This is a genomic window from Moryella indoligenes (assembly GCF_030812885.1).
GTDB lineage: Bacteria > Bacillota > Clostridia > Lachnospirales > Lachnospiraceae > Moryella > Moryella indoligenes.
Window position 1 is genome coordinate 1 of sequence record NZ_JAUSTO010000027.1, and the last position, 12,204, is coordinate 12,204.

Annotated in this window: 10 protein-coding genes and 2 pseudogenes; 7 read left to right on the forward strand and 5 right to left on the reverse strand. The window is 45.8% G+C overall.

What is annotated here, in order from left to right:
* Positions 1-243: 243 nt before the first annotated feature.
* On the reverse strand, positions 244-1,014 hold the full coding sequence (locus J2S20_RS11700) for a helix-turn-helix domain-containing protein (protein ID WP_307255509.1): 771 nt from the start codon (positions 1,012-1,014) through the stop codon (positions 244-246).
* A 328-nt stretch (positions 1,015-1,342) separates the two neighbouring features.
* On the opposite strand from J2S20_RS11700, the gene J2S20_RS11705 reads away from it, so the two are divergent.
* From J2S20_RS11705 to J2S20_RS11735, 7 genes and pseudogenes are all read left to right on the forward strand, one after another.
* Positions 1,343-2,461: a glycoside hydrolase family 88 protein gene (locus tag J2S20_RS11705; protein WP_307255511.1), complete on the forward strand. Its 1,119-nt coding sequence runs from the start codon at positions 1,343-1,345 to the stop codon at positions 2,459-2,461.
* A gap of 25 nt (positions 2,462-2,486) precedes the next feature.
* Positions 2,487-3,677 carry a CaiB/BaiF CoA transferase family protein gene (locus J2S20_RS11710; protein ID WP_307255512.1) on the forward strand — a complete coding sequence of 397 codons (1,191 nt, stop codon included), beginning with the start codon at positions 2,487-2,489 and terminating at the stop codon, positions 3,675-3,677.
* Between the two features lie 46 nt (positions 3,678-3,723).
* Complete coding sequence (locus J2S20_RS11715; protein ID WP_307255513.1) at positions 3,724-4,773, forward strand: TRAP transporter substrate-binding protein; 1,050 nt, start codon at positions 3,724-3,726, stop codon at positions 4,771-4,773.
* A 65-nt stretch (positions 4,774-4,838) separates the two neighbouring features.
* Positions 4,839-5,348: a TRAP transporter small permease gene (locus J2S20_RS11720; protein WP_307255514.1), complete on the forward strand. Its 510-nt coding sequence runs from the start codon at positions 4,839-4,841 to the stop codon at positions 5,346-5,348.
* Positions 5,345-6,610 carry a TRAP transporter large permease gene (locus J2S20_RS11725; protein WP_307255515.1) on the forward strand — a complete coding sequence of 422 codons (1,266 nt, stop codon included), beginning with the start codon at positions 5,345-5,347 and terminating at the stop codon, positions 6,608-6,610. Before J2S20_RS11720 ends, J2S20_RS11725 begins: the two co-directional genes overlap by 4 nt.
* Before the next feature lie 46 nt (positions 6,611-6,656).
* Entirely contained in the window at positions 6,657-7,439 is a 783-nt protein-coding gene (locus tag J2S20_RS11730) for an enoyl-CoA hydratase/isomerase family protein (protein WP_307255516.1), read from the forward strand.
* A 111-nt stretch (positions 7,440-7,550) separates the two neighbouring features.
* Positions 7,551-8,678: pseudogene (locus J2S20_RS11735) on the forward strand (IS256 family transposase); the annotation flags it as partial.
* A 332-nt stretch (positions 8,679-9,010) separates the two neighbouring features.
* On the opposite strand, the gene J2S20_RS11740 reads toward J2S20_RS11735, so the two are convergent.
* The 4 genes and pseudogenes from J2S20_RS11740 to J2S20_RS11755 all read right to left on the reverse strand — a co-directional run bounded on the left by J2S20_RS11740 (position 9,011) and on the right by J2S20_RS11755 (position 12,085).
* Positions 9,011-9,574 carry a hypothetical protein gene (locus J2S20_RS11740; RefSeq protein WP_307255517.1) on the reverse strand — a complete coding sequence of 188 codons (564 nt, stop codon included), beginning with the start codon at positions 9,572-9,574 and terminating at the stop codon, positions 9,011-9,013.
* 331 nt (positions 9,575-9,905) lie between these two features.
* Positions 9,906-11,021: a hypothetical protein gene (locus J2S20_RS11745; RefSeq protein ID WP_307255518.1), complete on the reverse strand. Its 1,116-nt coding sequence runs from the start codon at positions 11,019-11,021 to the stop codon at positions 9,906-9,908.
* Between the two features lie 15 nt (positions 11,022-11,036).
* A pseudogene (locus tag J2S20_RS11750) lies at positions 11,037-11,789 on the reverse strand (DUF3387 domain-containing protein); the annotation flags it as partial.
* A gap of 65 nt (positions 11,790-11,854) precedes the next feature.
* Positions 11,855-12,085, reverse strand: coding sequence for a helix-turn-helix domain-containing protein (locus tag J2S20_RS11755; protein WP_242933989.1), 231 nt, complete (start codon positions 12,083-12,085; stop codon positions 11,855-11,857).
* Between the last annotated feature and the right edge of the window lie 119 nt (positions 12,086-12,204).

A 12,204-nucleotide genomic window follows, 5' to 3' on the forward strand; every position in this document is an offset into this window, starting at 1 on the left:
CTGTCTGTTAGTTGCCACCGTAAACGCCTCCTTATTCTCTTAAATTATAATGAAATCCTTGAGAATAAGATGTCAACTTTATTTATACAGCATCAAACATCCGGGTACGCCGGTTCCCGTTGGCATCGAATTCGATGCTCCTGGGATCAGAGAACTCACTGCCGTTATCCGCCAGGATCACAGGGAACAGTTCAATAAATGTGTTAGAGCCCAGTTCCGGGTACAGCCGGTTGAAGATATCGGTTACTGACGCTGGACTACCGGGGTATCCGGGTGGAAGGCCATAAAAGTCTTGAAATCGTTCAGTGTGCGGCCTTCACGGCACTTTGGATCGACTTTGATGGTATCAGGTTTTTTGCGGCGCGGGCGCATTCTTACCTTGCGTGGCATGTCAATGTTGCGTGCGGAGAAGAGATTAGCGTCCATGTATGTGTAAAGTGTCCGTTCGCTGACCATGCGTTCTGCCTTGTGATTCAGACAGATGTGGTGCAGCGACTGCCCCTTCAGGAGCAGGGGAGAAATGATATCGTCCAGACGCTTGCGCTCTTTGTCTGAAAGAGCGATTCCCTGTCGGGCCTCTGAGAGCACCTCAGAGTATCCCGAGTGGGCCTTTGCACCATCGTAGAACCGTTTTTCGAGCGTGCAGAACCGCTGTTGTCTGCATCCATTACAGACATACGGCGGCTTTGCAAGCTTCTGACATTCTTCCTTCTGATAGAGGAGGCAGGAAGCCGTGCACTTACCACAGAGCGAACAGTAACGGGCGCGTTTCTTCTCCGAAGGACAGTTCTTGCAGACACCTGAAAGCTGGCATTTCCTGCGGTTAAGACAGTCATTGAACGGTCTGCCATAAGCTCCAGTGTTCCTAAACGCTAGGTGGGAGCGGACATTCTTGAAGACAGTAGCACAGTCCTTGCCAATAGTCTCACCAATAGCCTTGAATGATTTACCATCCCTGAGACCAGCCTCTATCGAGAATCGATCATTGAGGGTAAGCTGCTTATATTTAGCCATAGACCCTCCTGTTTTAGCCGGAGCGACAGGTGGTGGACCAATAACTCTATTGTAGTACTTTTCAGAAGAATTAACTTCCATTCTTTTATTCGGAAAGATTAACTTCCACCTTTCAGAATTTGAGGTGGAACTTCGGATAGCAATCAACGCCCCTTAAACATAGAGACAAATGTTGTATATTAAAGCTGAAAAGCGTGCTAATAAGCACATCAATCTTTGAAAACTTATGTAATAATAATTGCCATAGGTAAGCAAAACAGCCGAGATTTGTGAAAAATGCCATAGCTGACCGACCTCAAGCAATAAATATAAGAACTAAGAGAGGTAAATGATGAGACAGGATTATGAGAAAATCTTAGCTAAATGCTTTGAAAAAGTAAACCACATGAATGACAGGCTGGACGGATTTCCGCACATCACCAGAAAATCAGCATGGCTCACCAACCGGGATGGGCACTGGACAGGCGGCTTCTGGATAGGGTTGCTTTGGCTGGAGCGGATAATGGTCTCAGACAGCGGTATGGATGAAATGATAAAGAGTTGGGCAATGAAGCTCAGATGCCGCATGGATGATACGAGCACTCATGATCAGGGCTTTATATTTGGGCCAAGCTGCGTGCTCGGGTACAGAGTAACCGGAGATGAAGCATATCTCCCGCTTATCCACGCTGGAGCTGAGAACCTTATAAAGCAGTACATACCTGCGAGCGGACTCATCCGAGCATGGGGTGAATACGGATATGCCGGAATATCCATTGTTGACACGATTATGAATATCCCCTTGTTGTGGATATCCGGCGAGCTGCTGGATGACCCAACTCGGAAAGAACTGTGCCTAAGTGTCGGACGCCGCATTCAAAAATATGCAGTTAGAGAGGACTACTCCACTTATCATGTTGTCCGTTGGGATAAAAATTATATCATTTACGGCGATACTCATCAAGGTTTTTCAGCAGATTCATGCTGGAGCCGCGGACAAGCTTGGGCTCTGTACGGCTTTTCAAACATGTACCGCTATACGGGCGAAACCGAGTTTCTGGAAGAAGCAATAAAAATCGCCGACTACTACTGGGAGCATCTGAACGACGATCTGATGCCGGCATGGGATTTCAATTTCCGTAATGACAGCAGCCAGCCGATAGACGCAGCAGCCTCCTCGATAGCCTGCGCCGGCATGGCACTAATCTCTGAGATGTGTCGCGTACGTAAAGACACCAAAGCGGCAAATCTCTGGGGTAAGCGTGCCGACAGGATTATTGCCGCTGAAACCAATATCTGTCTTTTTGACGACATGGACAAGTATGGAATAATACGCCATGCGACTGTCGATTTTCCACGTAAATCAGGCGTTGACGAATCAGCAATGTACGGCGACTACTATTTTGCCGAAGCGCTTTACCGTAGAATCAACATAGATACACCGAAGGTAACGTCGCTACTGTACTGATAAATATATTAAGGAGGATACCCCCATGCTGGAAGGAATCAAAGTTCTGAGTTTCACGCACTATCTTCAAGGCCCATCCGCTGCGCAAGCGCTAGCAGATCTCGGAGCGGATGTAGTAAAAATTGAAGCCTGCAAAGGCGCTTATGAGCGCGGCTGGTCCGGATGCAACACATACAAAAACGGAGTCAGCGTGTTTTATCTCATGGCAAACCGCAATCAGCGCGATTTAGCGATTGACCTCAAGACTGAGGAAGGCCGCGAGACTATATATGCGCTCATAAAGGACAAGGGTTATGATGTTATAATTGAGAATTTTCGTCCCGGTGTTATGGACAAGCTTGGTTTGGGATATGAAAAGCTCAAGGAAATAACCCCCCGCATAGTATACTGCTCCTGCACGGGCTATGGTTCGCTCGGCCCTAAAGCCAAGAAGCCTGGACAGGACTTATTGCTTCAAGGTATGAGTGGCCTTGCCGCACTGACCGGGCCAGGAGACCACCCGCCCATGCCTGCAGGCACGTCGCTCGTCGATCAACATGGCGCTATACTCGCCGCTCTAGGTATCGTCTCGGCGGTATACGATCGCGACAGATCAGGTATCGGGCACAAGGTTGATGCAAGTCTGCTTGGCTCTGCACTTGACCTTCAGATTGAGCCGCTCAACTATTTTATGAACGGCGGAGAGTTGACCGAGCGCACCGATACCGGTCTGTCAACGCGCTTTCATCAGTCACCATACGGTGTTTATGAAACAGCTGACTCCTGCATAACGCTCTCTCTTAACCCTTTTGAGAAATTGGAAAAAGCTTTTACTCCGGGTTCTCTTGCACACTTCACCGCAAGGGATCAAATGGAGAATCGCATCGAGTTTGATAAGGTCGTCTGTGCTGAGATTAAAAAGCGTACAACGGCGGAGTGGATTGAGATATTCGAGTCGCTTGGCATGTGGTACGAAAAAGTAAATGAGTACGAAGATGTTGTCAACGATGAACAAGTCATATTTAACGAAACTTTCATAACAATGAACCACCCCGTTGCTGGAGAGGTTAAGGTTCTCGGCCATGCAAACCGCTATGACGGCAAGCCACTGCCGCTGCGCAGGCTGCCGCCGGATCTTGGGGAGAATACTCTGGAGCTGCTCAGAGAGTGTGGCTATTCGGAGGAGAAGATAGCGTATATGCTCAAATCAGGTAAAGCTGTAGCAAAGGTTGAATAATTCTTTACTCAGCTAAAAAATTATATTCTAATAAGAAGGGGAAAAAATGAGAAAACTCACAGCAATTATTCCTTGCGTTGCTACGATTGTCTGCCTGCTTGTCGGCTGCGGCTCGGGCAACACTGCACCCACAGCATCTGTAGCACAGGACGGCGGCACGGCTGGAAGTATCGTAGCATCTTCCACAGACGTTCTCACTTTCAAGCTTGGCATGGTAGACCCCGACGGCAGCAACTTTCACAAAGGCGCTCTTGCAATTGCCGAGGAAGTTGAGAAAGCAACCAAAGGCCGCATAAAGATTAAGGTCTTCGCAGGTGGCCAACTTGGAAACGAGAGAGACATGTATGAGGGCGCGCAGCTAGGCACCATTGACATGTTTACTGCTTCCAACGCCGTTCTCACCTCTTTCATTCCCGAGATGACCGTTCTCGACCAGCCTTTCCTTTTCAACGATGCTGATGAGGCTCACCGCGTTATTGACGGTCAGGTCGGACAGCTCATCGCTGAGAAGACTGCCGCTCAGAGCATTCACACTGTCGGCTGGATGGACGTCGGTTTCAGAAATGTTTTTTCTACTCGTCCCGTAAAAACCATCGAGGACTTCAAAGGCCTGAAGATCCGTACCATGGAAAATGACCTGCATATTGCTGCATTCAATGCACTCGGAGCTATCGCTACTCCGATGGCCTCCGGCGAAGTCTTTACTGCTCTCCAGCAAGGTGCTATTGAAGCCGCTGAGAACGCTGTTGCGAACCTTGTTGCGAACCGTTACTATGAGGTTACCAAGAATGTTACCATGACTAACCACGTATTTGGATTTATGGGCGTGTTCATGTCGGACAAAGCGTATAACTCCATCCCGGCTGATCTTTTGGACGCTTTCATGTCAGGTATCAAGGCAGGTGCTGACCGTCAGCGCCAGTACCTCGTTGAGGCCAATGAAAGTGCACGCGAAGAGCTTGTTAAGCTCGGCGTCAACTTCTACGAGATTCCTATAGATGAGCTGCATGCGGTCGTTGATCCCGCAATGGAGCAGTTCTCCGACAGAATTGATCCCGATTGGGCTGCCGCAATCGAAGCTGATAAGGCAGACTGATTAAATTGCACTTTTGAAGACACGGCCGGATTAATCCGGCCGTGTCTATAAAAGAAGGGGGCCGTATGAAAAAAATATTTTCTAAACTTCAGAAAATTGAAGATTTTATACTTTTCCTGGCATTTGTGATAATGATACTGGGATCATTCGCTCAGGTAGTAAACAGAAACATATTTAAGCTAGGCATAAGCTGGCTGGAGGAAATATCCCGTTACTCTTTGGTCTATATGGCACTCTTTGCAACGGAGGCTGGTCTGCGTGACAACTCCCAGATATCTCTTACAACCCTGACCGAAAGGCTCGGCAGTACGGCAAAAGCCATATGCCACATAATTTCCAAACTCGTTATTATCGCATTCTCAGCAGTCTGTTTTTATTTTTCCTTCAGCATCATTCAAACTCAGATAATGTCCGGTCAGGTTTCATCCGGACTGCATATCCCTATGTGGATACCTTATTCTGCACTTCCCTTAAGTTTTGGAATCATCATTATGGTTCAGTCTATTACGTTTGTGCTTTCGTTCTTTACCGGCAAGTGTGATGATATAATTGATAAAAAGGAGGCATCAGAATGACAGGATACGTGCTCTTTTTGTCTATGATAATAATGCTCCTTATAGGAGTGCCAATTTCCATCACACTCGGCGCAGCAACGCTGGCAGCGCTGCTTACGCTTGATGTGCCACTTGCGGTTATCCCACAACGCCTATTCGCTGCACTGGACGCATCCTCCATTATAGCAATACCATTCTTTGTCCTTGCTGGCAACTTCATGTGCGAGGGTGGAATCTCTCGTCGGCTTGTTGACTTCTGCAACAGTATTATAGGGAACATACGCGGTGGCATGGCTTATGCGATGATTCTAGCCTGCGCATTCTTTGCGGCGCTTTCTGGTTCTGCGCCAGCAACGGTGCTTGCAATCGGTGGGATGCTTTATTCCGACATGATACGAATCGGCTATCCCGCCAGCCGCTCTGCCGGTCTCTTGGCAGTGGCGGGCGGTTTGGGTCCCATTATTCCTCCGTCTATAGTTATGGTCGTATACTGCACAATTACAAACAGTTCCGTGGGCAACATGTTCAAGGCTGGTACCGTCGCTGGCGTCGTTATAGCACTGGTGCTGTTCTCGCTCTGCGGTTTCTATGCAAAAAAAGAGAGCTGGCCACGTAATACTGTGAAGCACTCCGTTAAAGCGATATGCATAAACTTTTTACACGCTTTTCCAGCACTTCTTTTACCCTTCATAATTCTCGGAGGTATATATTCCGGACTCATGACCCCAACGGAATCAGCATCCGTGGCCGTCGTATATTCTTATATAGTAGGCAGATTTGTTTATAAAGAGATCAATGTCAAAAGTGTTTATCGCATCATACTTGACTCCGGCAAGAGCAGTGCTATAGTTCTGTTCATCATTGCAACCTCTTCCGCATTCTCATGGTTGTTCACGTTCTCTGGACTTTCCAACCAGATCGTTGATGCAATTGTTGCGATGAATCTTGCGCCGTGGCTGTTCTGCCTTGTCGTTGCGATAATCCTGTTATTTTTTGGCACATTCCTTGAGGGCATTTCGATATGTGTACTGCTTGTCCCTGTCCTTTGGCCTATCGCGCAGAGCCTCGGTATAAACGCAATTCACTTTGGCATTATCGTCTGCGTCGGCATTGTTATAGGTAATATGACCCCGCCCGTCGCAGTCAACCTCTTTGCTTCAGCATCGGTTTCCAAACTATCGATAAAGGAGATTACAAAGGGCGAATTACCGTTCTTTCTCGGCTTCGTTGCTGTGTACTTCCTCCTTGTTCTCGTCCCTGGGATCAGCACGCTACTTTTGTAAAAGCTGACAGTAATTTAAATTATCATATATAAAAGGAGACATAATTATGAACTACAAAAACAAGCTTATTCTTGTTGAAAAGCCCAGAAAAAACGTTGCGCTTATAACTCTCAACAACCCTCCCCTGAATTTGGTAACACTTGATCTGTGCGCCGAGCTTCGCGAGACGCTCTTCACGCTTGAGCAGGACGACGATGTTCGTGTTATCGTTCTCACCGGCTCTGGCCAACGCGCTTTCTGTGTTGGCTCTGACATCAAGGAATTCCCTCAGGTGTGGGACAATGTAATAGGCAAAAAACTCCAGAAGGAAAATGAGACCTTCAACTGTATTGAGTTTCTTGAGAAACCTGTTATCGCAGCAATCGAAGGTGTCGTCTGTGGCGGCGGTTATGAGATGGCCATGGCTTGTGATTTGCGCATCATGTCCGATGCAAGTAAAATCGCTCAGCCCGAAATAAACCTCGGGGTGTTTCCTGGTAGCGGCGGCCTTTTCCGTCTTCCTAGGATTGTTGGTGCTGCTAAGGCTATGGAAATGATGTTTCTAGGTGAGTTCATTGAAGCGGATGAGTGCCTGCGGCTCGGCCTTGTCAACAGGCTTGCCCCTGCGGGATACGTTGTCAGCGCGGCGCTCGATATGGCTGAAAAGATTGGCCAGAAGCCGTTTGAGGCGATAAAGCTGATAAAGAAGGGTGTTCGTGAGATCGGAAGTTCCGGTTCAGCTGAATGCTTCTATAAGAACCTAGAGTTCAGCAAAGACGTTTTCAAAACTCCTGACTGTGCTGAAGGTGTAGATGCTTTTCTCCAAAAGCGTACTCCTAAATTCAAGTAATCTCTTGTATCCTGATATCTAATGATGAATGGATTGTCATGCCAATAATGGAATGTAGCTCCAAAAGCGAAAAATTATTCTGCTGTAATTTTAATAGTATGTAGATGGTATGCCCTCAAGGATCTGCTCGGAGGAACTATTAAGGAGATGATGGAAGCCGAAATGGATCACCATATTGGCTACGAGAAGTCCGAGCGCTCCGACTCTGATGATGCCCGAAACGGTTACAAGGAAAAGACCATCAACTCCAGTTACGGATCCATGAGAATCGAAGTCCCCCAGGACCGCAGGTCTACGTTTGATCCAAAGGTCGTCAAGAAGCGTCAGAAGGATATCTCAGACATTGATCAGAAGATCATCTCCATGTACGCCAAGGGTATGACGACGCGACAGATCTCCGAGACAATGCAGGATATCTACGGATTTGAGACCTCCGAAGGCTTCATTTCCGACGTGACGGACAAGATCCTTCCGCAGATCGAAGACTGGCAGAACAGGCCTCTGAGCGAGGTCTATCCAGTTCTCTACATCGATGCGATCCACTACTCCGTTCGTGACAACGGTATTATCCGGAAACTTGCTGCTTACGTGATCCTCGGAATCAACCTTGAGGGAAGGAAAGAAGTCCTCACGATTGAAGTTGGGGAGAATGAAAGCGCGAAGTACTGGCTGGCAGTCCTGAACAGCCTCAAGAACCGTGGAGTTAAGGATATCCTGATCATCTGCGCGGATGGCTTGACAGGTATCAGGGAGGCAATTACAACCGCTTATTCAGAAACAGAATATCAGCGCTGCATCGTTCACTAGGTCCGCAATACGCTCAAGTATGTCTCTGAAAAGGATCGCAAGGCATTTGCCAACGATCTGAAAACGATCTACACTGCGCCGAATGAAGAACAGGGCCGCCAGAATCGGGATCGTGTCTCCGGAAAATGGTCGGAAAGGTATCCAATGGCCATGAAGCGCTGGGAGCGAGACTGGGATGTTATTGCGCCGATCTTCAAGTTTTCATCAGACGTCAGGACCGTCATTTACACGACCAATGCCATTGAATCGTTGAATTCCACCTACCGGAAGCTAAACCGCCAGAGGAGCGTTTTTCCGAGCTCACAGGCCCTCCTGAAAGCTTTGTATCTTGCCACCTTTGAAGCCACCAGGAAATGGACGATGCCGATCCGGAACTGGGGCAAGGTATACGGCGAGCTGGCGCTCATGTACGAAAACCGGCTTCCAGACTAATGATCCACCACATAAAAGAACGGGCGCGATGACCGTCCGATCTTGACGTGCCCTAGTAGCACGGCTATATATTAACTAAAGGGCTGGCGACCTGAGTCCAATCATCTCAGCTCATCAGCCCCCAAACCTATCACAGGGAATTCGGATTTACAGAAAAACTTTCACAGTCTCGGCAGTCCAAGAAAATGTCCGCACCCCCGTCTCTTATATCAAGTACCAAAATGGTATGTGAGCTAATCATAATTCCAACACATTTATTTACTCATCAAGCGTCAGTTTTTTGAGTTTACACAGACTTTGAAACAGTCTCGTGGTGGCTTTTAGCTTTCAATTTAATTATCTTCTTCTACCATTTCTAAACATTCATCTAAATCAAATTTTTCTGTGAATTCTGGATCCATATGGGTTAAGAAGTGCCAATCTTCTGAATCTTTTTTTCTAAATAGGATTGCTTCTCCGTCTTCTGATCCGAAGTAGGCTCTTTCTACTTGGTAGCCTTTCTTTTCTAGATTTTTCTTTACTTCTAAATAATTATTTTCTCTCGCTTCGATATATTCTCTTAAATCTGAATTCGCTACTGTGTAGGCATCCACTCTAGTTGCACCTTTTACGATTCCTTTTCCTTTTTTAGATAGGTTTGGAATTTCTTTCCAATATACTTCTACATCGCCATCTTCTGTAAACATAAACTTAGATAGTGGTACTATGTTGCCATTTATTTCTAGTTCCATGTAGTCTGAGATTGAATCTAGCTTTATAGTTTCGTATTCAAATCCGTCTATCTCTTCAAATTTGTATCCTTTAAGTTGAGATACAAATTTTCTTCCTTCTTCTATGGTGTCAAATAGTCCTAGCTCTGTGCTCATTCCATCTTGGTATAATTCTAATATAAACATTTTTTCTCCTTATCTATTTAACGCTATTTCAAATTTAAAACTTGAATCGCCTATTTTCATAAGTGTTTTCGATGTATATATACCCTTTTTCTGATCCTATATTTATACTACCATATTCGTCGGAATATTTAACTGCATTGGAAATTAAATTGGATAGGATTATCCGAAGGGCAGTCCTCCCAATATATATTTTCTCTTCGGAAATATTATTATTTATCATGACAACCATTGTGAAGATAAAGAAGTACTTGTCACAATCAAAAAGGCTATTGATGCCAGTCCGGAGCTTCGTAGCAAGAAAGTCTCTCATAAACATCTAACTTCCTCAAAGTTAAAGAGACTTCTTCAAGGTTGCGATCTTATCTGATAAAGACTTCATCGCTTTATCTGCTTTGTCTGCCTCAGCTCTGTTTGCTGCATCAGAATTTAACACTGTCATAATCGTTTCATCAGCTTTTAGGAAGCCTCCCGTATATGCCGTTGGACACTGAAACTTCTTTTCGCCGGAAGGAAAAGAAATGACTTGGATGCTGTTTGCCTGAGAAACAACTACACCTTTTCCAAAGGCTTTATGTTCTACTTCCATACCGGTCATGTCGATAAGATGAGCCACAAGGTCTTTGTAGCTCTGGCTGCGCTCCGTTGCAGCAGCAAGTTCAGTTTCAAGCTGCTCAATTTCTTCGTGGATCTTCGCTCTCTTTATCCGTTCCTTTGCAGAAGTAGTCTGGATAATCCCATCCGTGTAAAAAAGATAGGTATGCGCACAATAGATAATGTCGTACACAAGAATATGAAGGTCATCATCAAAACCTCGTGCTTCCTTTTCAAGGCGGCGCGAATGAAGCTCCATTATTTCTTCATTTTCCGAAACCGCATCTCGAAGCTCATCACACATCTTGTAGTATTTAGCAAGGGAAAATGTTTCACCGCTACCGAAATCGTCTCCATATTCAATGCAGTTAGCCCATTCAGTAGCCTCAGTAGCTTTGAAAATATAGTTATCGCTCGGATAGCGGAGGCTCAGGTAGTAGATAACATTGTTCATCTTCTGAGGATATTTCCAGCTCCCGGAGACATATTGATCTATTTTTGCATTCATTTTTTCCATGAACGCATAAATGCGATCCTGCCTTGCTTCTAAATTGCCGCCGTCCTCTTGATAGAGTTTTCTAAAGCATTCACGGACAAACTCAACTTCGTTTTGATGCTTGAGCAAGAGCAGAATACCGCCAATAGGCTGAACGGTGGCATTATCAATCAGATTGCTCATTTCCTTAGTGGCTGCTTTGAACATCGAAACAAAATCTTCTGCATCTATGTCCCAGTGTTCTACAAAGCAGCTTTCAGCTCTCCATTTATAGCCTTCATCATTTCCGTCCACATCGTTTAGTTCGGCAAATCGAGAAGCATATTGTTCAAATATAAGATTGAGATTATGCTTGTTCATATGTCATGCCTCCAATCAGCTTACTTGCATCACATTGTCAGTCCACATCTCGCACTGACTCATGACGGTCTGGACTGCATCGTCCATTCCTTCCGGTGGGCACTTATGCTTCTTGAGAAGTCTCTTGACCAACCGGCGCATACCGGCTCTTGCACTTTCTTTTTTCTGCCAATCTATTGTCCGATTTTTGCGGAGAAGATCGGTCAGTTCTTTAGTGATAGCAATGAGTTCGTCATGCTTATAGAAATCCTTAATTGCTTGAGGCTTCGTCAGCGCATCATAGAATGCAAGCTCATCGGCAGTCAAGCCCATCGCTTCACCTTCTGCGGTTGCGTCCACGATCTCTTTAGCCAGCTTGAGAAGTTCTTCGATGACTTCCTCGTTGGTGAGCATACCGTTCAAATAGCGATTCATCGCGCCCTGAATAAGTTCAGAGAACTTTTCGGATTTAACGATGTTTGTCCGGCGATAGATGGAAACTTGCTCTGCGATCAGCTTCTTTAATAGTTCGACAGCAAGATTTTTCTCCTTCATGTTCGCCACTTCCTCAAGGGACTTTGGATCGAACAAAGAGAACTCGGACTGCACATCGGAGAAGAGGTTGATTACACCTTCACTCTTAATGCTGTGTTTCAGAAGTTCGTTGATGCACTCATTGACTTCGGGGAGTGTAAACTTCTTGCCCGTACCGCCAGACATAAGTCTGACGATCATCGTTCTTACGGACTCAAAGAATGCAGCCTCAAAGCGTGTCTTTTCATCCACTAACGGATAAATTATTTCACCTTATTTCACAATAAACCTTACAAAAAGAGCTGTACGAAAAAACGGGCTTATTTATCGTCCACTCGTACAGCCTCGCAAATATCTCCTATATCACAATTCAGAAAGTCACAAATGCGCAGCAGGACAGAGAGGGCAACTTCTTCGTTCTTATTGAGCTTGCTCATCGTCCCCGGTGATAACTCGGTTGATTGCCGGAGCATGGCTTTTGTAATGTCATGTTCAATCAACCATACCCATAGTTTTTTATAACTTATCTTCATAAAACGCACCTCGCTCATTCGCTTATAATGAGATTTATTTTACCCTCACTTGTAAAACGAGATGCAACCCCTCTCACCCTGACCTGAGTCCATAGTTGCTTATAAATGAATACCCTCCGGGAGGTTGCATTCCGGTT